This is a genomic window from Kocuria gwangalliensis (assembly GCF_039544365.1).
GTDB classification, from domain to species: domain Bacteria; phylum Actinomycetota; class Actinomycetes; order Actinomycetales; family Micrococcaceae; genus Kocuria; species Kocuria gwangalliensis.
Map to the genome: position 1 here is coordinate 51,226 of NZ_BAABLN010000022.1, position 19,320 is coordinate 70,545.

Annotated in this window: 20 protein-coding genes and 3 tRNA genes; 10 read left to right on the forward strand and 13 right to left on the reverse strand. The window is 65.6% G+C overall.

Annotation, left to right across the window (positions count from 1 at the left end):
• Window positions 1-44 precede the first annotated feature (44 nt).
• From ygfZ to ABEA06_RS08030, 3 genes are all read right to left on the reverse strand, one after another.
• Complete coding sequence (gene ygfZ, locus ABEA06_RS08020) at window positions 45-1,250, reverse strand: CAF17-like 4Fe-4S cluster assembly/insertion protein YgfZ (protein ID WP_345311132.1); 1,206 nt, start codon at window positions 1,248-1,250, stop codon at window positions 45-47.
• The gene (locus tag ABEA06_RS08025) at window positions 1,247-1,855 is read right to left on the reverse strand and encodes a nitrobindin family protein (protein WP_303381431.1); all 609 of its coding nucleotides are present in this window, start codon (window positions 1,853-1,855) and stop codon (window positions 1,247-1,249) included. Before ABEA06_RS08025 ends, ygfZ begins: the two co-directional genes overlap by 4 nt.
• Before the next feature lie 116 nt (window positions 1,856-1,971).
• Complete coding sequence (locus ABEA06_RS08030; protein ID WP_303381432.1) at window positions 1,972-2,580, reverse strand: hypothetical protein; 609 nt, start codon at window positions 2,578-2,580, stop codon at window positions 1,972-1,974.
• A gap of 210 nt (window positions 2,581-2,790) precedes the next feature.
• On the opposite strand from ABEA06_RS08030, the gene ABEA06_RS08035 reads away from it, so the two are divergent.
• The 7 genes from ABEA06_RS08035 (at window position 2,791) to asd (ending at window position 8,550) form a co-directional block, all read left to right on the forward strand.
• On the forward strand, window positions 2,791-3,474 hold the full coding sequence (locus ABEA06_RS08035) for a response regulator transcription factor (protein WP_303381433.1): 684 nt from the start codon (window positions 2,791-2,793) through the stop codon (window positions 3,472-3,474).
• A 34-nt stretch (window positions 3,475-3,508) separates the two neighbouring features.
• Complete coding sequence (gene mshD / locus ABEA06_RS08040) at window positions 3,509-4,432, forward strand: mycothiol synthase (RefSeq protein WP_345311133.1); 924 nt, start codon at window positions 3,509-3,511, stop codon at window positions 4,430-4,432.
• 76 nt (window positions 4,433-4,508) lie between these two features.
• Window positions 4,509-5,456 carry an NUDIX hydrolase gene (locus ABEA06_RS08045; protein WP_345311134.1) on the forward strand — a complete coding sequence of 316 codons (948 nt, stop codon included), beginning with the start codon at window positions 4,509-4,511 and terminating at the stop codon, window positions 5,454-5,456.
• A gap of 94 nt (window positions 5,457-5,550) precedes the next feature.
• Window positions 5,551-6,372, forward strand: a complete 822-nt coding sequence (locus ABEA06_RS08050; RefSeq protein ID WP_312395651.1) for a thymidylate synthase — start codon at window positions 5,551-5,553, stop codon at window positions 6,370-6,372.
• On the forward strand, window positions 6,369-6,941 hold the full coding sequence (locus ABEA06_RS08055; RefSeq protein WP_345311135.1) for a dihydrofolate reductase: 573 nt from the start codon (window positions 6,369-6,371) through the stop codon (window positions 6,939-6,941). The genes ABEA06_RS08050 and ABEA06_RS08055 overlap by 4 nt, the downstream gene beginning before the upstream one ends.
• Before the next feature lie 85 nt (window positions 6,942-7,026).
• Complete coding sequence (locus ABEA06_RS08060) at window positions 7,027-7,371, forward strand: GNAT family N-acetyltransferase (RefSeq protein ID WP_303381438.1); 345 nt, start codon at window positions 7,027-7,029, stop codon at window positions 7,369-7,371.
• A 42-nt stretch (window positions 7,372-7,413) separates the two neighbouring features.
• Window positions 7,414-8,550 (forward strand): aspartate-semialdehyde dehydrogenase, encoded by a 1,137-nt coding sequence (asd, locus tag ABEA06_RS08065; RefSeq protein WP_345311136.1) that lies wholly within the window; start codon window positions 7,414-7,416, stop codon window positions 8,548-8,550.
• A gap of 8 nt (window positions 8,551-8,558) precedes the next feature.
• Here the strand turns inward: asd and ABEA06_RS08070 are convergent, their stop codons facing one another.
• From ABEA06_RS08070 to ABEA06_RS08105, 8 genes are all read right to left on the reverse strand, one after another.
• Window positions 8,559-8,969 carry a PGPGW domain-containing protein gene (locus ABEA06_RS08070; protein WP_345311137.1) on the reverse strand — a complete coding sequence of 137 codons (411 nt, stop codon included), beginning with the start codon at window positions 8,967-8,969 and terminating at the stop codon, window positions 8,559-8,561.
• 14 nt (window positions 8,970-8,983) lie between these two features.
• Complete coding sequence (locus ABEA06_RS08075; protein ID WP_345311138.1) at window positions 8,984-10,102, reverse strand: UDP-N-acetylmuramate dehydrogenase; 1,119 nt, start codon at window positions 10,100-10,102, stop codon at window positions 8,984-8,986.
• Between the two features lie 17 nt (window positions 10,103-10,119).
• On the reverse strand, window positions 10,120-10,596 hold the full coding sequence (locus tag ABEA06_RS08080) for a MaoC family dehydratase (protein WP_303381442.1): 477 nt from the start codon (window positions 10,594-10,596) through the stop codon (window positions 10,120-10,122).
• Entirely contained in the window at window positions 10,596-11,045 is a 450-nt protein-coding gene (locus tag ABEA06_RS08085) for an FAS1-like dehydratase domain-containing protein (protein WP_345311139.1), read from the reverse strand. The genes ABEA06_RS08080 and ABEA06_RS08085 overlap by 1 nt, the downstream gene beginning before the upstream one ends.
• Before the next feature lie 99 nt (window positions 11,046-11,144).
• A tRNA-Met gene (locus tag ABEA06_RS08090) sits at window positions 11,145-11,218 on the reverse strand.
• 55 nt (window positions 11,219-11,273) lie between these two features.
• Window positions 11,274-11,345: transfer RNA gene (locus ABEA06_RS08095), tRNA-Thr, on the reverse strand.
• A 116-nt stretch (window positions 11,346-11,461) separates the two neighbouring features.
• Window positions 11,462-13,477 carry a DEAD/DEAH box helicase gene (locus tag ABEA06_RS08100; RefSeq protein ID WP_303381444.1) on the reverse strand — a complete coding sequence of 672 codons (2,016 nt, stop codon included), beginning with the start codon at window positions 13,475-13,477 and terminating at the stop codon, window positions 11,462-11,464.
• A 156-nt stretch (window positions 13,478-13,633) separates the two neighbouring features.
• Window positions 13,634-15,214, reverse strand: a complete 1,581-nt coding sequence (locus ABEA06_RS08105) for a DUF2079 domain-containing protein (RefSeq protein WP_345311140.1) — start codon at window positions 15,212-15,214, stop codon at window positions 13,634-13,636.
• Window positions 15,215-15,387: 173 nt separating this feature from the next.
• Here ABEA06_RS08105 and ABEA06_RS08110 point away from each other — a divergent pair, with 173 nt between their 5' ends.
• Entirely contained in the window at window positions 15,388-16,386 is a 999-nt protein-coding gene (locus tag ABEA06_RS08110) for a DNA-3-methyladenine glycosylase family protein (RefSeq protein WP_303381449.1), read from the forward strand.
• A 102-nt stretch (window positions 16,387-16,488) separates the two neighbouring features.
• Window positions 16,489-17,202: a VIT1/CCC1 transporter family protein gene (locus ABEA06_RS08115; RefSeq protein ID WP_345311141.1), complete on the forward strand. Its 714-nt coding sequence runs from the start codon at window positions 16,489-16,491 to the stop codon at window positions 17,200-17,202.
• 129 nt (window positions 17,203-17,331) lie between these two features.
• Here the strand turns inward: ABEA06_RS08115 and ABEA06_RS08120 are convergent, their stop codons facing one another.
• The gene (locus ABEA06_RS08120; RefSeq protein ID WP_303381447.1) at window positions 17,332-17,712 is read right to left on the reverse strand and encodes a thioredoxin family protein; all 381 of its coding nucleotides are present in this window, start codon (window positions 17,710-17,712) and stop codon (window positions 17,332-17,334) included.
• Window positions 17,713-17,804: 92 nt separating this feature from the next.
• On the opposite strand from ABEA06_RS08120, the gene ABEA06_RS08125 reads away from it, so the two are divergent.
• The gene (locus tag ABEA06_RS08125) at window positions 17,805-18,890 is read left to right on the forward strand and encodes an LLM class flavin-dependent oxidoreductase (protein ID WP_345311142.1); all 1,086 of its coding nucleotides are present in this window, start codon (window positions 17,805-17,807) and stop codon (window positions 18,888-18,890) included.
• Window positions 18,891-19,063: 173 nt separating this feature from the next.
• Here ABEA06_RS08125 and ABEA06_RS08130 read toward each other — a convergent pair.
• A tRNA-Tyr gene (locus ABEA06_RS08130) sits at window positions 19,064-19,145 on the reverse strand.
• Between the last annotated feature and the right edge of the window lie 175 nt (window positions 19,146-19,320).

Genomic DNA, 19,320 nt, shown 5'->3' on the forward strand with positions numbered 1-19,320 from the left:
TCAGGACTATCCATGATCCGCCGCGATTCCGTGTCAGTGTGGGTTTAGAGGCGCATCCCGCCGTCGCGGGGGCCCCGCATCAGGTCCTTGGGCCGACCGACCACCGAACCGGCGTCCGGCTGAACCACCACGGTCTGGGCAGCGGACCATTGCTCGATCGCGCCGCCGCCCGGGGCGCTTTCCTGACCCGGGCCTTCCCCGACCGTGTCCCGCACCAGCAGTTCGGCCTGGGGATCCACGTTCCGTTTGAGCACGGCCAGGGCAATGGGGCCGGCTTCGTGATGCAAGCGGGCGGACGTCATGTGCCCGACCAACTTGTCGTTGAGAAACACTTCCGCACCGGCCGCCGGCAGCGTGTGCTGGGAACCGTCCAGGTCCAGGAACGTGAGTCTGCGCGGCGGGTGCCCCAGGTTGTGCACGCGGGCCACGGTCTCCTGGCCCTTGTAGCAGCCCTTGGACAGGTGCACGGCGGTGCGCATCCAGTCGAGCTCGTGGGGAATGGTCTTGACGTCCGTCTCTGCCCCCCAGCGTGGCCGCCACGCCGCGATGCGCAACGCCTCGGCCGCCCAGGAACCGGCCGGAGTGCAACCCTGCTCGTCCAGGGCTGCGGCCGCGCTCTCCAGGGCGCTCATGGGGACCAGGTGTTCGAACCACGGACGTTCCGACCCGGGGTGGTCCGGGGCCGTGCTGTAGGCATAGCCGCCGGGGGAGATCTCGGGCCAGGGGTCACGCCACACGATCACGGCGTCCGACGCCGCCCGGGTGCCTTCCAGCGCGGCGGTCAGTTCCGCGCTCAGGTCCTTGGTGGCGGCGATGACGGCCCACTGGGAGCTGACGTCCGCGACCTCAACGCGCATGGCGAACCTCATGGACTCGAGCCACGCGGCGAGCCCGGGAGCCTCTTGAGCCTCGGCAATGAGCCACGTGGTGGTCCCGTCGTCCACGGCGTGAGGCGCGAACTCCACCCTGCCCTGGATACTGAGGAACATCGTCTCGGTGCTCTGCCCGGGCTTGAGACCCGTGAGCACCTGTGAGGACAGTGTGGTGAGCCAGCTGAGGCGGTCCGCGCCGGTCACCGTCACAATGCCGCGCTGGGATTGGTCCACGTAGCCCGTACCGCGATCCAGCGCGCGCTGTTCGGGAACGGGGTCTCCGTAGTGGCCTGCCACCCCCTCGTCCAGGTTGTCTGCCACCACCGCGCCGGGGCGCGAGAGGAGAACGGATCGGTACGAGGAGTCAGTGGAAGTCACTGGAGCGAATCAACCTTCTTCAGTTCGGCGGAGGCGTGCGTGGCCAACTCATGACCGTTGGCGGCCATGTCCCACGCCCACATGAGGTTTCCGTTGACCAGGCCGTACAGCCTGGTCCCGGAGGCGTACTCCTTGGCGCCCTGGGCGCGCATTACGGCGTCCGTAGCGAGGTCCACACGGGGTCCCTTGATCTGCCCCAGGTAGAGCTCGGAAATACCACCCGGGTGGAGCATGGAGACGGAGATGTCGAAACCACCATCAGCATTGCGCAGGTCCTCGACGTCCTGAGCGGCCTTCAGGACCGGCACGGGGTCGGGAGGCAGCATGCCGGGGCCGATGTCCCCGTCCTCGCGAGGACGAGCGAGTTCCCAGAAACCCTGTTCGTAGGTGGCTTCACGTTGGGGTTCGCCCTCATCATTGAGGAGCGTGGTCTGCCCGCGGTACACAACGAACGGCAGACCGTGCTGCTCGAACGTGACCCGCTGCCGGAACGCACGCTGTTCGGCGTCTCCGTAACCCACAAAGCCGTCACCCTCCCAGGTTCCCAAAAGCCATGCGAACGGCACGAGCTCAGGAGTGAGATTGGTGGGAATCTCAACGGGCATGGGTTTAGAGCTGGCCCTTGAAGAGGCCGGTGATGACCTTCAGAGCAATACCGCCGATCGCGAGACCGGCCAGAACCAACAGGACAAGGTAAAAGATTTCGAGTGCAAGCATGGTTCTAAGCTACCACGGAGGCCAGTATCCGACCGGCGAAAAGCGCTGCCACACCGAGTAGTGCAACGGGTGTTACGCCCAGGGTCAACAGGCCCCTGCGCTTAGGGGTCTCCGGTGCCGCGGAAATGATCCGCACACCCACCACACCGATGATGAGGGCGAGCGGCAAACCCACACCGGTCACGGTGACCCAGGTGCCCAAACCGTAGAGCTCCTCCACGTGACTCAGTCCGATCCAGCCGGAGGCACTCACGGCGGCCATGACACCCGTCACGGAGGCCAGGGTTGATTCCAAACGACCCTCGGCTCCTTCACCACGCACCAGCTCGGCCACGCACACGACCATGAAAGCCACGCCCACCACGGCCGGGAGCCAGATGAGCTGCTGATCCGGGACGAAATTCACCAGGGAACACGCGATCACGCCGGCCGCGGCAATAATCACGTTGTGCCGGCGGCGGGCCTTGATCCCCGTGGCCGCGGGCCAGCCCACCGCGATCACCACGGCCATGACCACGGACACGATCAGCGGAAGCAAACCACCCAGCACACTGGCACCGAGGGCAAGAATCAGCGAGACGGCGGCCGCGCCGATGATCCTTGCGTATCTCATGGGTTTCCTCCGCGCACGGTCTGGGGCAGATATTCCCTTCAGCCTAACCGCCCCGAACCCGCGAACGGGTCAGCACGCCTGCTGATCGGGGCAACGAGGTTCCATCGTGATCGTGAAAATTACCGCGCGTCTCGAGTATTTATAATGGTCAACACAGCCGCCCGGGGGAATTCCCTGGGTGAGCTTCCCTCACCATCAACGGGATGATCCGTGCTCCAGATTGTGCTGCTCAGCGATGAAACCAACGCGCTCGCCACTGTTCTTCCCGGCCTAGAGCTCCTCTCGCACCAGATAGACGTGGTGCCGCTCAGTTCCCTCGGGGCCCTCAAGCACGTGCGGCAACCGGATGTGGTGGTCCTCGACGGCACCACCAACATGGTGGCCGCGCGCAACACCGCCCAGTCCCTGGCCGCCCGAGACACTCCCGTTCCCGTGCTCCTGGCCCTGACCGAGGGCGGGATGGCGGCCGTGGCGGCGTCGTGGTGTGTTACGGACGTGGTGCTGCACAATGCCGGGCCCGCAGAGATCGAGGCCCGATTGCGATTGGCGAGCGCCCGAGGTCCGGAGGAAACGCAGGACGAGTCCGTGATCAGGGCCGGCAACGTGACCATCGACGACGGTTCGTACACCGTCAAGATCGGCGGCACCCCGCTGAACCTCACGTACAAGGAGTTCGAACTGCTCAAATTCCTCGCGCAGAACGTGGGCCGTGTCTTCACACGCGCCCAGTTGCTGTCGCAGGTGTGGGGCTACGACTATTACGGCGGCACTCGCACGGTCGACGTGCACATTCGAAGGCTGCGCGCGAAATTGGGGGCCGACCACGAGCACCTGATCACCACGGTGCGTAACGTGGGGTACAGCTTCACGGCGGGCCGGGACAGCGAGTCCTGACACGCCACCCAACCGCTCACAGTGGAGGTATGTCATGGCCGTGACCATTCTCAGTCAGGACGGGGTTGCCGATCCCGCAGCTTTGACGGGCCTGGCTCAACGAGCCACCCGCGCCGACGGCGATCCCCCGTTCTCGGATCAGACGCTCGTTGACGTGCGTTCGGCCAGGGCTGGGCTCCGCTCGGTCACCGCGACCGAGGACGGCGCCCTGGTGGGTAGCGCGCTCATCAACCCGGACTCGGACCAGGCCTCCACCTTCACGGTGGAACTCGTGGTGGACCCCGAGTGTCGCGGTGCCGGGATCGGCGCGGCCCTGGCACGAGAGGTGCGCGGGCAGGTCGAGGGCACGGTGGAGGCCTGGGCCCACGGTGATCATCCGGGTGCCCGGCGACTTGCCGAAACCTACGGACTGACGGCGGTACGCGACCTGTACCGCTTGAAGCGAGGACTGCGCGGGTCCTCCGATCTTCCGTTGCCGGTGGATCTGGCCGAGGGCCTCGAGATCCGGCCGTTCGAGCAGAACCGCGACGAGAACGGGTGGCTGAGGGTCAATGCGCAGGCGTTCTCGGACCACCCGGAGCAGGGCAGGATGACCCTGGACGATCTGCGTCAGCGGGAAGCCGAGGAATGGTTCGACGCGCCCGGGTTCTTCCTGGCCGTTCGCGCCGATGACCCCGAGGACATCCAGGGCTTCCACTGGACCAAGATCCACCCCGCCTCGGACGGCTCCCCCGCGATGGGTGAGGTCTACGTCGTGGGCATCTCCCCGGAGCAACAGGGCCGCGGACTCGGCAAGGCACTGACCGCTGCGGGCATCAATTACCTGGCCGGACAGGACCTCGAGCACGTGATGCTGTACGTGGACGGGGACAACGCCCCCGCCATGGCGCTGTACGAAAAGCTCGGTTTCGAGCGGTGGCACCTGGACGTGATGTTCCGGGGCGAGATCACCGGATAACATCTGAGAGGTGCCGTCCCGCCCCCTCGGGTGCAGAAACGCGTGCCACCTTGGTCCATCAGACAGAGAGCGGGTCATGGCAAAAAGTAATGCCTCCGGAAAGATCGACGTCTACGCCGCAGGCTGTCTGTGTTGGCGTCGCAGCGCGGGCGAGCTTCAAGTACTGGTCATCCACCGGCCGCGTTATGACGACTGGTCCTGGCCCAAGGGCAAACAGGACAACGGAGAGACCCTCCCGGAAACCGCCGTGCGTGAACTGCGCGAAGAAGTGGGCCTGTCGGTGCGCTTGGGCGTGCCGTTGCCGTCGATCCGTTACCAGGTCAGGGACCAGTCGAAACTGGTGAAGTACTGGGCCGCAGAGATCTCGGCTTCCGCGCAGGCCACACCCGATCATGGTGAAGTGGACGAGCTGCGGTGGGTGAGAGCGGATCAGGCCCGCACCATGCTCAGCAACGCGGACGACCGTGAACCCCTCGACGAGCTGGTGGCCTTGCATCGCAACGGCACCCTGTCGACCCGCCCCGTCATCATTGTGCGCCATGCCAAGGCGAAACCCCGTTCCTCGTGGCAGCGCGCGGAGGGTGATCGCCCCCTGGCGGCCACCGGCAAGCGGCAGGCCCTGGCCGTCACACGGTTGTTGGCCGCCTGGCAACCCAGGAGGGTCCACACCTCCCCGTGGTTGCGCTGCATGTCCACGGTGATCCCGTACGCCAAGAAGTACAGCGCCAAGGTCAAGGAACGCTCGCAGCTGACGGAGGCGGCCCACAAGCGCTCCCCCAAGAAGGCCGCAGCCGTTGTCGAGCAGCTCTTCGACACGGAGCACCCCGTGGTGCTGTGCACCCATCGGCCGGTACTACCCACGGTGTTCAAAGTGCTGGCCCGCCACATGCCCGCCACCATGGTCGAGGAGCTACCCGATACGGATCCGTACCTTTCCCCCGGTGAAATGCTCGTGCTCCAGATGCCACGGAACACCAAGGGCCGAGCCGTGAGTTGTGAAATCATCACCCCGTTCGACGACTGACCCGTGAGTCACTACGACCGGCGGCCTCCGGTCCGGTAGCACCGGGCCGGACCCGTAACCGGTCTGCGGGCCCGTATTCAGCACAAAGGAAACCATGTCTGCCATTCCCACGCCCTACGAAGATCTACTGGCCGAAGTCATGACCCACGGTGCCCTCAAGTCCGACCGGACCGGCACGGGTACGCGCTCCGTATTCGGCCGGCAGATCCGCTACGACCTCTCCGAGTCCTTTCCCCTGTTGACCACCAAGCGTGTCCACTTCAAATCCCTTGCCCTGGAACTGTTGTGGTTCTTGTCCGGGTCCTCCAATGTGCGCTGGTTGCAGGAACGCGGTGTGAGCATTTGGGACGAATGGGCGGACGAGAACGGTGACCTGGGCCCCGTGTACGGGGTGCAGTGGCGCAGTTGGCCGGCCGGTCACGGTGAGAGCATCGACCAGATCGCGCGCGTGGTGGAATCCATCAAGAACTCGCCGCATTCGCGCCGTCACGTAGTGACCGCGTGGAACCCCGCGGAAGTCGAGAACATGGCGTTGCCGCCGTGTCATGCGCTGTTCCAGTTCTACGTGCAGCCTCGCGAGGACGGCCCCGACGCCCTCAGCTGTCAGCTTTACCAGCGTTCCGCGGACCTTTTCCTGGGCGTCCCCTTCAACATCGCCTCGTACGCGCTGCTCACCATGATGGTGGCCCAGCAATGCGATCTGGTCCCCGGTGAGTTCATCTGGACCGGAGGTGATTGCCACATCTACGCCAATCACGTGGAGCAGGTCACCAAGCAACTGGCCCGCGAACCCTACCCGTACCCGCAGCTGAAGATCCTGCGCACACCGGGTTCCATCTTCGACTACGAGTACGAGGACTTCGAGGTGGTCGGTTACAGGTACCACCCCGGGATCAAGGCACCGGTGGCGGTATGAGCGCGGCACGATCCACATCTTTACCCGTGATCGGCCCGAACGGCCCCACCGTGGGTGCCATCTGGGCCCAGAATCCCCAGGGCATCATCGGTAAGGACGGCACGATCCCCTGGCACGTGCCCGAGGACCTGCGGTTCTTCTCGAGCACCACCACCGGGCATCCGGTGATCATGGGGCGCCGCACCTGGGAATCGTTCCCACCCCGATTCCGACCGCTTCCGGGGCGACCCAACATCGTGGTCACCAGCCGCCCCGAGACCGTGGCGGGCGACGGCGACAACGTGTGGACGGCGGCGTCGTACGCGCAAGCCCTGGAACTCGCGCTGTCGCTGCTCGACGACCCGAACGGCGAGATCTGGGCCATTGGTGGGACCCGGATCTGGGCCGACGCCCTCGCCCACGAAGCGCTGCCGTTGACTCGCGCCTACGTGACCACCGTGGACCTCGCGGTGGAGGGCGACACCGTAGCGCCGCGACTGGATGACACCTGGCGGCAACGCGAGCTGGCCGACTGGGCCGAGTCCAGCAAGGGGCCTCGTTTCCGAATGGACGAGTACACGCGCCGATAAGTCGCCGTGAGACGCGCGAAGGAACCATGACGAAACATGAGATAGCGTGATCTTGACCACTTCTACCTTGGAGGATTGAGCCGCCGTGACCACTGGCCCCACACCGAGCATCCATGAAAGCCCCACGCTCGACCTGCGTGCCAATCCCGATCGTGGCCGCTACGAGCTGTGGGACGACCAGCAGTTCATCGGCTTTTTGGGGGTTGAAATCCTCGATGACGGCACCGTGGACGTGCAGCACGCCATTGTGGCCGAGGCCTTCGGTCGTCAGGGCTACGCCCGCACCCTGGTGACCTTCGTCTTCGACAAGTTCCGTGAACAGGGCGTGCAGATCCGCCCCACGTGCACGTACGTGCTCGACTACCTGCAGCGATTCCCGAGCTATCAGGATCTGGTGGCCGAAACCCCGGATCCGCGCAACCAGGAGTAACCGTGACTCACGCCCGATCTTCGGATCGATAGACTGGGCGGCATGACTTCACAACCCTCAGCCGTAGGCTTCATTGGCTGGCGCGGCATGGTCGGTTCCGTTCTAATGGACCGTCTGCGCGCCGAAAACGATTTCGCCAGCCTCGACCCCGTATTCTTCTCCACCTCCAATGCCGGAGGCGCCGCGCCCACCATTGAGGGTATGGGTGACGCCGGGACGTTGCAGGACGCCTACGACATTGCGGCGCTGTCCGCACTTCCCATCCTGGTGACCGCCCAGGGTGGCGACTACACGAAGGCCGTGCACTCCAAGCTGCGCGATGCCGGCTGGGACGGTATCTGGATCGACGCGGCCTCCACCCTGCGCATGGAAGAGTCCTCCATCATTCCGTTGGACCCGGTCAACCGCGACGTGATCGACGCGGGCCTGGCACGCGGTGTGAAGGACTTCAGCGGCGGCAACTGCACGGTCTCGTGCATGCTCATGGGCCTGGGCGGGCTGTTCAACAACAACCTGGTGGAGTGGACCACCTCCATGACCTACCAGGCCGCGTCCGGTGGCGGCGCCCGCCACATGCGCGAGGTCATTCAGCAGTTCGGGGACATCCACGGTTCCGTGTCGGATCACCTCGCCGACGCCGCCTCGGCCATTCTCGAGATCGACCGCGCGGTGCTCGCCAAGCAGCGTTCCGGTGAGTTGGACGCCTCACAGTTCGGTGTGCCGCTGTCCGGTTCGCTCATCCCCTGGATCGACGCCGATCTGGGCAACGGCCAGTCCCGTGAGGAATGGAAGGCGGAGGCCGAGACCAACAAGATTTTGGGCCGCTCCGGCGAGGACCTGATTCCCGTGGACGGGTTGTGCGTGCGCATCGCCGCAATGCGCAGCCACTCCCAGGCGCTGACCATCAAGCTGCGCGAGGACCTTCCGGTGGCGGAGATCGAGCGGATCATCGACGCCGAGAACCAGTGGGCCAGGGTCATTCCCAACACCAAGGAAGCCAGCATGCAGGATCTGACGCCGGTGGCTGCCTCCGGTTCCCTGGACATCCCGGTGGGCCGCATCCGCAAGCTCTCCATGGGCCCGGAGTACATCTCCGCCTTCACCGTGGGGGATCAGCTGCTGTGGGGTGCCGCAGAGCCCCTGCGTCGCATGCTCAAGATCGCGACCGGCACGCTGTAGGCCTCGGCCTACTTCTTACCCGTTCCATGGGCCGTGACACGCAGGTGTCGCGGCCCTTGGAGTAAGTGATGTGGCTTGTCGCGGGCGCGGCGGAACCGCCATTCGGCCACGATGTTCGACCACCAGCGCCACGCCTTCAGGGCCAGTCGTTTGACGCGCTGGTTGAGCCGGTGCGCCCACGCGAATTCGGTGCTCCAGAGACCGATGCCCAGGAAAATGAACAACCACCCGGGGCCCGGCGTGACCAACATGATGATCCCCAGGACCACGAAGAGCGCGCCCAGCACCGTCACCAACGTCAGGTGAATGGCTCGCAGTGCGGGGTGTTTGTAGGAGAACGCCTTGACCCGCAACACGGTCCGCTGGATCCGGCCGCCTTCCTCGCCGCGCCGGATCTCTTCCTGGAGTTCGGAGCTCATGCTGTCGTGAGCACCTAGAGGCTCATCCCCACCAGGACCGGTTCGGGTACCAACCGCACGCCGAACACGTGCTCCACGCCGTCACGCACGGTACGAGCCAGGGACGCGAGGTCTTCGGAGGACGCCCTACCGCGGTTGGTCATGGCCAGGGTGTGTTTGGTCGAGACGGCGGCGCGGCCGGCGGCCACGGACTCGCCGTCGAGGTCCAGCTGCTGATTCCGCGAGCCGGGTAGCCCGAACCCCTTGCCGAATCCGGATTGGTCGATGAGCCACGCGGCGGATAATTTGGTGGCCCCGGGGATCTGTTGGCCCGCGGCGTCGAGCACGGGGTAGCGCGGGGCGTCATCAGGCAGGGCCTCCAGGCGAGCCGGGTCCTCCACAATGGGGTTCGTGAAGAATGAGCCGGTGCTGTAGGTGTCCCGGTCCTGCGGGTTGAGCACCATCCCCTTGGAGGCTCGCAGCCGCAGCACTGTCTCGCGCACGGCGTCCAGTGGTGCACACTCACCGATCTCCACACCCAGCGCCGAGGCCAGCTGCCCGTAGCGCACGGGCAGCCCCACGGCCTGGGGCAACAACCGGAATGTCACGGAGAGCACCACATAGCGCGGAGTCCCGTGTTCCATACTGCGCTTGAGCACAGAATCGCGGTAGGAGAACTCCAGGTCACCGGCGCTGAAGGTGCGGAGCTCACGTGCCTGACGATCCCACGCGCGCACGCTATCGATGGTCTGCGAAACCTCTGTGCCGTACGCGCCCACGTTCTGCACGGGAGTGGCTCCCGTGGTCCCGGGAATGCCGGACAGCGTTTCCAGGCCCGCCAGGCCCTGTTGAACGCTCCACTGAACCGCCCGCTCCCACGAGTGCCCGGCCTGCACCTCAACCAGAGAGCCACGGGCGGACGATGTCTCCACCACGTGGATACCCTCCGTGGCCACGTGCACCACGGTCCCCTCGAAGCCGTTGTCCGAGGCCAGAATGTTGGAGCCCCCGCCCACGATCAGGATCGGCTCGCCGGCATCGTCCGCCGCGGCCACCGCGCGCGTCAGTTGCTCTTCGGTCTCCGCCTTGACGTAACGGGAAGCGGGGCCGCCCACCGCGGTGGTGGTCAGATCGGCCAGTCGGGGTGCATTCATGATGGTTAACTCTAATGCTAGAACTTCACAACAACCTGGGCCTTGACCAAGACCTTGAGCGCCTTGGCCTCGGCCGGGTCCGCGCCCTCCTCGGCCATATCGGGAGCGGTGACGGTGAGGTCCACGCGCGCGGTGCGGGCCTCTTGGTCCACCGCGCCGATCGCGCCGCTCACGGACAACTCGGTTCCGGCTCGGACTTCCGTGTCGAAACGGTTCGGGACGACCACGGGCTTGGTGAAGCGGGTTTGATAATCGACAACGGCGCCCGCGTCACCCGCCCACTCGGTCACCAGACCTACGGCGGCCCCCATGGTGAACATGCCGTGGGCAATCACATTGGGAAGGCCCACGTTCTGGGCGAAGTCCTGGTTCCAGTGGATCGGGTTGAAGTCACCGGAGGCGCCGGCGTACTTCACGAGATCCGCACGGGACACCGGCACGGTGCGCTCGCCGATGGACTGACCCTTTTCGAGCTGCTCGAATGCGATATTCATTACTGGTCCTCCCCGCGTACCAACAACGACGACGTGGTGGTGGCCACTTGCTCGCCCGCCACGGTGGTGATTTCCACACGGGAGGTGATCATGGCACCCGATCCCATGGGCCGCACCTGGTCAACCGTGACGGCCGCCAGGAGTTCGTCACCGGCCACGATGGGGCGGTGATGTGTAAATCGCTGCTCGGTGTGCACCACGCGGGAGAAATCGATACCCGCGCTCGGATCCTGGACCAGTGCGGCGTCGGCGCGCTGGGACACGATGATGGCAAAGGTGGGCGGGGCCACGAGATCGTCGTACCCGGCGGCCCGGGCGGACTCCACATCGAAGTGGACGCTGTCCGTGGCCTTGACCACGGAGGCGAACTCGCGGATCTTTTCTCGGGACACCTGGTAGGCGGGTGCAGCCGGATACGTGCGGCCCACCACCTCTTCTGAAATGGCCATGGCTCTCCTCGGTCGGACGAAAATTTTCCCTCAGCCTACTGGGCGGAGCATCCGGGCAAAGACAAAGACGCCGTTCCGCATGGAACGACGTCTTGGAAGTAGCGGTGGACGGGCTCGATCCGTCGACCTCACGATTATGAGTCGTGCGCTCTAACCAGCTGAGCTACACCGCCATTTCATGAATGAACCTGCGGCTCGTGTGCACAAGCCGCAGGCCCTCATCATGAGAGCCCCGACCGGGAATCGATCCCGGGACCTCCATCTTACCAAGATGGCGCTCTACCACTGAGCTATCGGGGCAACGCGGAAAACTCTAACAGCATTTCGGCGAGTTGCAAAAACGAGGTGAACTCACCGAATCCGCAGAGTATCCGCGGGGTGCCGACCGCCCGAATCCGGGCGGTCAGCGGGGTCTATCAGCGGTCGCGGAACCCACCGCTGCCCTTGGGAAAGCCCTTCTTGCGCGGACGATCCTGGTACGAGGAGCCACCGCCACGGGAACGGTCGCCACCACGGAAACCGCCGCGGTCTCCGCCACGGTCGCCGCCGCGATCCCCGCCTCGATCGGAGCGGTCACCACGGTCGAAACGACCGCCGCGGTCGCCATCACGGTCACGGAACCGGCCGCCCTCACGGGAGCCACCGCGAGAGCCGCCGCCACCGGGGCCGCGATCCTCCTGGATGCGGATCGGGGCGCCGTTGATGCGGGTGTTGGACAGCTTGTCCATGGTGCCCGCGGGCAGGTTCTCGGACAAACCCACCAACGTGAAGTTGGGGTGAATGTCGATCGCGCCGATCTGCGAACCGTTCAAGCCACCCTCGTGGGTCAGTGCGCCCACGATGGCGCCCGGTGCCACGCGGTCACGATGCCCAACAGCCAGCTTGTAGGTACGCATGCCGGCCTCGGGACCGCTGCGGCGACCGCCGCCGCCGCCACGCGGGCCGTCGGAGCCCTCACGGCGGTCACGCTCGCGCTTGCGCTGCGGAACCTCGGGAAGCTCTTCGGCCAGGAACGGGCGACCGTCCTGAGCAATCACGGCCAGCGCTGCCGCGATCTCGGCGGCGTCCACGTCGTGCTCGTTCTCGTACTGCTCCACGAGCTCGCGGAAGAACGCCAAGTCCTCGGACTCAATGGTCTCCGCGATCTGGTTCGCGAAGTTTTCCTTACGAGTGCGGTTGACGTCCTCGACGGACGGCATGCGCATTTGCTCGACCGGCTGACGCGTGGCCTTCTCGATGGCGCGCAGCAGGTACTTCTCCCGCGGCGTCATGAAGAGAATGGCCTCGCCCTTGCGGCCCGCGCGGCCGGTACGGCCAATGCGGTGCACGTAGGACTCGGTGTCGTGGGGAATGTCGTAGTTGACGACCAGGGAGATACGCTCCACGTCCAGACCGCGGGCGGCGACGTCGGTGGCGACCAGGATGTCCACCTTGCCGTCACGCAAGGAGTCCACCGTGCGCTCGCGCAAATTCTGCGGGATGTCACCGTTGATCGCGGCTGCGGTGTAACCGCGGGCCTTGAGCTTGTCGGCGATCTCCTCGGTCGCGGCCTTGGTGCGGACGAAGACGATCACGCCGTCGTAGTCCTCGACCTCGAGCACGCGGGTCATGGCGTCCAGCTTGTGCGGGCCCATGACCTGCATGAACCGCTGACGCGTGTTGGTGCCCGTGGTGGTCTTGGCCTTGACCGTGATCTCCTTGGGATCACGCAGGTACTGCTGCGCGATCCGGCGGATGGCCTTGGGCATCGTGGCGGAGAACAGGGCGACCTGCTTTTCCACCGGAGTTTGGCTGAGGATCTTCTCGACGTCCTCGGAGAAGCCCATGCGGAGCATCTCGTCGGCCTCGTCGAGCACCACGTAGGCAATGTCGTCGAGCTTGAGCGAGCCCTTGCTCAGGTGATCGATCACGCGACCGGGGGTGCCCACCACAACCTGCGCACCGCGGCGCAGACCGGCCAGCTGCGGGCCGTAGGACGAACCGCCGTACACGGGCAGCACGGTGAAGTCGTCAAGGTGGGTCGCGTAGGAACCAAAGGCCTCCGCCACCTGCAGCGCGAGCTCACGGGTGGGCGCGAGCACCAGCACGCGGGTGGAGCGCTGGGGACCGTGCAGGTCGGACAGCTCCGCCAACTTGGACAGCGCGGGAACTGCGAAGGCCGCGGTCTTGCCGGTACCGGTCTGGGCCAGACCCACCACATCGCGACCGCTCAGCAGTGCGGGAATGGTGGCTGCCTGGATGGGCGAGGGGTACTCGTACCCGACGTCGTCGAGTGCGGCCAGAATGCGGCCGTCGACGCCGAGTTCGGCGAAGGTGGGAGTATCGGGCTTGGATTCGGCGGGCTCAGCGGCGCTTTCGGCGCCCTGCAAAGCCTCGGTAGTAGTGGGCGTCTCAAGCTCTGCAGCAGTTTCGGGAGTGGATTCAGTAGGCATGGGTGAACCTCGCTTCGGTGGGGTAGAAATGATTGACACCGGTGCGTGCGGTCCTACCGCGTGTGCCCCTGATCGACATGCCTGCTACGGCGAAACGATTTAATGAGGACAGAAAAACCGGGATGATAACGTCAAAGTTTAGCGCACTTCGTTGCGTTACGGAGACTCCCGGCCCAGCAGAATGATGTTCTCCTCGTCACGTTCGATGACATATTGCTCGCCATACAGTTCTTGGGCGTACGCTGCGGGATCCTCCGGCGGGTCCTCCCCCCACGCACCGCCTTCGCGATCGATCACCACGAAGTCGGGCGCCGGGTCATCCGTATTACCGATCCAATGCACGTCCGCTCGGGACACCAGCCCATTGATCAATGTCAGGTCCGTGGCTACCGATGCTCCTTCCGGAACGGCCCGGACCGTGGCGTCCTTGACGTCCGCCCGAGGGTCCTGGCGCCAGGCCTCCCCCGTGACCAAGTGGGCGAGCGGTTGCTGTGTCGCGACCGCGAGCGCCACGACCAGGGCAACCCACGGTCCGAGCTCGGCCGCTGCCCGTGCGGCCCGGGATCGGGTGCCCGCCGCCCGCAGTCTCACCACCGCGTCGATCACCGCGATGAACACAATGGGCATGATCACCGCGTTGTAATGCCACCCCGGGCCCCAGTACCCGTCATTGGGCGAGAGCATTCTCCACGCGAGCGTGGGCAGGGCGATCAGGACAAGCGGGGAGCGCACCGCGACCAACGCACCGGCCGCAAGGGTGAGCAACCACGTGCCCAGTTTCTGGTCGGGCACGAACAATGTGATCACCGCTGCGGCCGGGTCGCGCAGGATACCGGCGACGTCCAATTTGTCCGCGTACGCGAACGCATCGTTGGGGTTCAGCCCCGGCAGGATCACCCAGACCGCCAGCAGACTCACACCGATTCCCCACGCCATCAGCAGCGCTCCGAGCACGGCCGGTTGCTGCGAGGTGCGGCTCAGCGCCGTGACAAGTTCCTTGGCCGACGACGACGCTGGCCCGCCTCCCGTGACGCGGCCCGTGGGTTCATACACGCAATGCAACCACAGCGCCGACACTCGCGCTGTGGGCCGCAATGCGTGCCCCACCATCACGGCACCGACGGCGGCGACCGTCATCCCCAGGTCCTCCTTCACGAGGGCGACCGGGGCGGCCCACAGAGCCGCCGAAGGCCAGCGCCGTTCCCTCAGGGCACACACGGAGAGGGCAAGCAGCGGCACCGCCAGCGCGATCTCGTGGAACTGCACGGCCACCGCGCCCTGCAGCCCGAAGCTCAACCCGTAGGCCACCGCGACGGCCGCGGCCGGTGCTGGTCGTAAGGCGCGAGCGGCGCACCAGGAGACCACACCCACGGACCATCCCAGCAGGATGTCCTGAAGAATCATCGGCGTGAGAGCGGACGGAAACAGCCAATAGCCGGGCGCCAATACCGCCAGCAACGGATGGAAGTGATCGCCGAGCAGGTTGAAATCATGGCCCTTGATATTCACCACGGGTGGCTGCCCGGCGGCGTAGGACTGCAGCAGTTGGGTGAAGATCGCGTTGTCCCATGAGGGCACCTCCCATTGATGCCACTGTGTGAGGGAGAACAGCGTGTAAAGCAGTGTGAAGACCACGCCCATCCCGACCGGCCACCAACGCAGGTGATCACGGATCCGTGCGTTGCACCCGACAAACACGGTCTTCGGGGACGCGGCATGCTCAATCGCTGTGGACACGGGATTTCCTGACGTGGGGTGCGCTCGTGGGCAGGATATCCCAGCGGCCCTGTGCGCCGGTGAACACGAGGGCCGCGCATAGCTCGTCTCGCGCGGGGCGCACTGCACCCCGGCCTGTCCTTCGCGGCGCCCGAGGCCTATGCATGTCGTGGGCGCGTGAAAAGATGACGAGTATGTCCTTGCACGCGACCGTGGGCCCCGCGAAGCAACCCGCGGTGGAGCCCGTCCGGCTTCAGTGGTCACCGGTAGCACCTGTCCATCTGGGACAGACCCTCTCCGTGCTCGGGCGCGGTAGCGCCGACCCCACGGTGCGCGTGTTGTCCCCCGATTGCGTATGGATCACCACCAGACATCACGACCTGGCCGTCTCCGCTCGCTTCACACGGGCGCCCTCCGGCGCGGTGAGCACCACCTTGGAGCGGGACATCGTGGTGGACGCGTGGGGACCGGGCGCGATCACGTGGATCGAGAGTGCTCCCAACTGGTGCGGCGCCGCGGACGACTGGACGGTTTTCGAAGGTTCCGCCGCGTACCACCTGTTGCCGGAGCGATTACGGCTGGCGCGGCGTCGGCACCCCGGCTTGAGGCTGCCCGCAACCGGCGCGGTCATCGACCGGGCGGTCATCGCCATCATCGAGCAGCGTGTCACGGCCATGGAGGCCATCAGGGCCTACCGCTACCTGGTGCGCTTGGCCGGTGAACGCGCGCCGGGTCCCGCTCCGGCCGGCATGTACGTACCTCCCACCGCGGAGCAATGGCGGAGAATTCCCTCGTGGCAGTGGCACCGAGCGGGTGTGGATCCGCAACGCTCCGCAACCGTCATGCGAACGATGCAGCGTGCGAGTGCGCTGGAAAGACTGGGCGCGCTCGATGATCCCGCGCGGGTGCGGGCCAAACTTCAAACACTCAACGGCATAGGGGTGTGGACCGCCGCAGAGATCACCCAGTGCACGCACGGGGATCCGGATGGCATCAGCGTGCGTGACTACCACTTGGCGGATTACGTGTGCTGGTTCTTCGATGGCGCACCGGGTTCGGACGATCGGATGGAGCAATTGCTGGAACCGTGGCGGGGGCACCGTCAGCGCGTGGTCCGGTTGATCAAAGCCAGCGGTCACCGTAAGCCGTCTTTCGGACCTCGCCTGGCTCCTGCGGACCATCGCCGGCATTAACCTTGGCTGCTGCGTCCTCGCCGGTCCCGGGCCGGTCACCGGCCAAGTGAGGGTTGGTTAACCTAGCTTGCTAATCATTGGGGCCCGGAGCAGACTTGACGCATGAGCGAGCACGTCATTGCCGAACCCCACAACGACAAATACGCCGAGAAACTCAACAAACTCCGCGCCGGGGTCCTGGGCGCGAACGACGGCATTGTGTCCGTGGCTGCCACGGTGGTCGGTGTTGCCGGTGCGACCGGCGATTCTTGGCCGATTCTCATTGCCGGCTCGGCGGCGGTCATCGGCGGCGCCCTGTCCATGGCCCTGGGTGAGTACGTGTCGGTGTCCAGCCAGAAGGACTCGCAGGAGGCCCTGATCGCCAAAGAAGTGTTGGAGCTCGAGCAGATGCCGGAGGCCGAGCTGGAAGAGCTGACCGACATTTACCGGTCCCGCGGGCTATCTCACGACACAGCTAGGCACGTGGCGGTTGAACTCACCGAACGCAATGCGCTGCTCGCGCACCTGGATGCCGAGTTGGGCATCGACCCCGAGAACATCCCCAGCCCGTGGGCCGCGGCGTGGGCATCGGCTCTGGCCTTCCTCCTCGGCTCACTCCTCCCCATGCTCGCCATCCTGCTGCCCCCGCCGGAATGGCGGATCCCCGTCACGTTCGTTGCCGTGCTCGTTGCCCTGGCAATCACGGGCACTCTGGGCGCGCGGCTGGGTGGCACCCCGCACGTGGGACGCGCGGCCGCTCGCGTGGTCATAGGGGGCGCGCTCGCACTCGGAGCCACGTTCCTCATCGGATCAATGCTGGGCGTCACCGCGGCGTAGACACCATTCGTGAACCCGAGGGGAGACCACGCCAAGGAATCGACGCGCCCTGTGAGTCCGAACGTGCAAAAACGCAGGGGCGCTCTCCATCCGGAGAGCGCCCCTGCGGGGTTTAAGTCTTGCGCTGGGTCAGTCGACCTGCTCGCCCTCAGCGGCCTGCTTCTCGACCTCGGCGCGAACCTCTTCCATGTCCAAGCCCTTGACCGCGTCAATGACCTGGTCCAGCGCGTTGCCGGGCATGGCACCGGGCTGCGAAAAGACCAGAATGCCCTCACGGAAGGCCATGAGGGTGGGAATGGATGAAATCTGTGCGGCGGCAGCCAGTCCCTGCTGGTCCTCGGTGTCCACCTTGCCGAACACGATGTCCGAGTGCTGCTCGGAAGCGGCTTCGTAGGTGGGAGCAAACTGCTTGCAGGGTCCGCACCAGTCGGCCCACCAGTCCAACAACACGATGTCGTTGTCGGAGATGGTCTGACCCAGAGTGTCTTGGGTGATGTCTACAGTAGCCATGGAGCCAGCCTAAAACGCCGCGACGGCCAACCCCAGAGCGTTCACTGCTGGCACAAGAGCCCGCTCCACGGCCGACCACCGGAAGGACCCGCGTGAACCCACAGCTTGGCATCATGACGTGGGGAGACATCGCGCCGGATCCTTTGACGGGTCAGCTCCCGAGTCCCTCGGGACGCCTCACGCATGTTCTGGAGTTGGCCAGAACGGCAGAATCCGTGGGGCTCGACATTGTGGGTGTCGGTGAAGGGCACGGGGCTCATCGCGTCAATCAAGACCCCTTCCTGCTGCTCTCCGCACTGAGCCGGGTCACCGAGCGGATCCGGTTGTCCGCTGCCGCCAGCGTGCTCACGACCGCAGACCCGGTTCGCATTGCCGAACAGCTCAGCCTCCTGTCGTTGCTCTCCAACGGTCGCGTGGACCTCGTGGCCGGAAGGGGCGCACTCCCCCAGGACCAGGACCTATTTGCCGTCCCATCGCACCTGCGGGAAGAAATTTTCGAGGAGCGCCTCGACCAGCTCCTCGACGTACTTCGCCCGGGCCCGTCGGACCTGCTCGGCGATTTCCGCGACCATGCAAGGGACGTCGAACTACCCGCTACCGGGCGGGACCCACGCGATCTTGTGTGGGCGGCGTCGTCGGGCTCGCCCAGGTCCGTGCTGCGCGCGGCGGGGCACGGGCTCGGTGTCATGCTCAACGTCATGGAGGGCGAGTGGCGCAACCTGCTGCCGTACGTCAAGGCCTACCGCGAGGCCCTGCGTGGATTCGGGGACCGAACCTCGGCGCGCGTGGGTCTCGCAGTGCCCGCCTTGGTGATCCCCGACGACGCCGCAGCCGATCCCTGGCGAGCGGCCGTCGAGTTGGCGCACCCCTACTTTTCGGCGGGTACCCGCACCTATGGGGCGGCCTCGCCGGAGGACCCGACATGGACCCTCGACGAATTCGCGGCTCAGTGCGCTCCGACCGGTTCGCTCGTGGTGGGAGGTGTGAGCGAGGTGGTCGAGAAGCTGGCCGTGCTGCGGCATGAACTGGGTCTGGAACGGATATTGCTGCGCGTGGATATCAACGGGCTGCCGCATGACACGGCTATCCAAACGGTTCGCCTGCTGGGTGAACAAGTGCTGCCGCAGCTGCGCGAACAGCACATGCCCGGCGAGGACCCGCCGCGCCTTCACGGATGATGTATTCCAGATGGGCTCCTCCCACGCGCGGCGCTTGACCGTTCATGCTGGACAACCGGTCATGGACCCTGGTTTCCGGGGGAGATACGAATGCCAGCCGCCATGCCTCCGGCCGGGAGTTCCCGGAGGGCGGACATGAAAAAACCCGGACCGTCCGGTCCGGGTTTTCGCTGTGGCAGATGAGGGATTCGAACCCCCGTAGGCATAGCCAGCTGATTTACAGTCAGCCCCCTTTGGCCGCTCGGGTAATCTGCCGCGGCATTACTCACGTGAATAAGTAATAAGGTGCCCCCGCGAGCGGGAGCACCTCAACATTACACAGGGATGACCCCGAGTCCAAAATTGGCCAGGGCCATTTCAAAGTCCGGTGAGTTGGCGGACGATTTCGGGGTGGTGGTCTAGTGCGCGCAGGGTGGCGGTGATGTTGGTG

What these genes read in the sequence shown, in the direction of transcription:
- ABEA06_RS08025 (WP_303381431.1), bottom strand. Translation starts at nt 1,855, where the DNA reads ATGCCCGTTGAGATTCCCACCAATCTCACTCCTGAGCTCGTGCCGTTC.
- ABEA06_RS08030 (WP_303381432.1), bottom strand. Translation starts at nt 2,580, where the DNA reads ATGAGATACGCAAGGATCATCGGCGCGGCCGCCGTCTCGCTGATTCTT.
- mshD (WP_345311133.1), top strand. Translation starts at nt 3,509, where the DNA reads ATGGCCGTGACCATTCTCAGTCAGGACGGGGTTGCCGATCCCGCAGCT.
- ABEA06_RS08045 (WP_345311134.1), top strand. Translation starts at nt 4,509, where the DNA reads ATGGCAAAAAGTAATGCCTCCGGAAAGATCGACGTCTACGCCGCAGGC.
- ABEA06_RS08050 (WP_312395651.1), top strand. Translation starts at nt 5,551, where the DNA reads ATGTCTGCCATTCCCACGCCCTACGAAGATCTACTGGCCGAAGTCATG.
- ABEA06_RS08055 (WP_345311135.1), top strand. Translation starts at nt 6,369, where the DNA reads ATGAGCGCGGCACGATCCACATCTTTACCCGTGATCGGCCCGAACGGC.
- asd (WP_345311136.1), top strand. Translation starts at nt 7,414, where the DNA reads ATGACTTCACAACCCTCAGCCGTAGGCTTCATTGGCTGGCGCGGCATG.
- ABEA06_RS08070 (WP_345311137.1), bottom strand. Translation starts at nt 8,969, where the DNA reads ATGAGCTCCGAACTCCAGGAAGAGATCCGGCGCGGCGAGGAAGGCGGC.
- ABEA06_RS08075 (WP_345311138.1), bottom strand. Translation starts at nt 10,102, where the DNA reads ATGAATGCACCCCGACTGGCCGATCTGACCACCACCGCGGTGGGCGGC.
- ABEA06_RS08080 (WP_303381442.1), bottom strand. Translation starts at nt 10,596, where the DNA reads ATGAATATCGCATTCGAGCAGCTCGAAAAGGGTCAGTCCATCGGCGAG.
- ABEA06_RS08085 (WP_345311139.1), bottom strand. Translation starts at nt 11,045, where the DNA reads ATGGCCATTTCAGAAGAGGTGGTGGGCCGCACGTATCCGGCTGCACCC.
- ABEA06_RS08100 (WP_303381444.1), bottom strand. Translation starts at nt 13,477, where the DNA reads ATGCCTACTGAATCCACTCCCGAAACTGCTGCAGAGCTTGAGACGCCC.
- ABEA06_RS08110 (WP_303381449.1), top strand. Translation starts at nt 15,388, where the DNA reads ATGTCCTTGCACGCGACCGTGGGCCCCGCGAAGCAACCCGCGGTGGAG.
- ABEA06_RS08115 (WP_345311141.1), top strand. Translation starts at nt 16,489, where the DNA reads ATGAGCGAGCACGTCATTGCCGAACCCCACAACGACAAATACGCCGAG.
- ABEA06_RS08120 (WP_303381447.1), bottom strand. Translation starts at nt 17,712, where the DNA reads ATGGCTACTGTAGACATCACCCAAGACACTCTGGGTCAGACCATCTCC.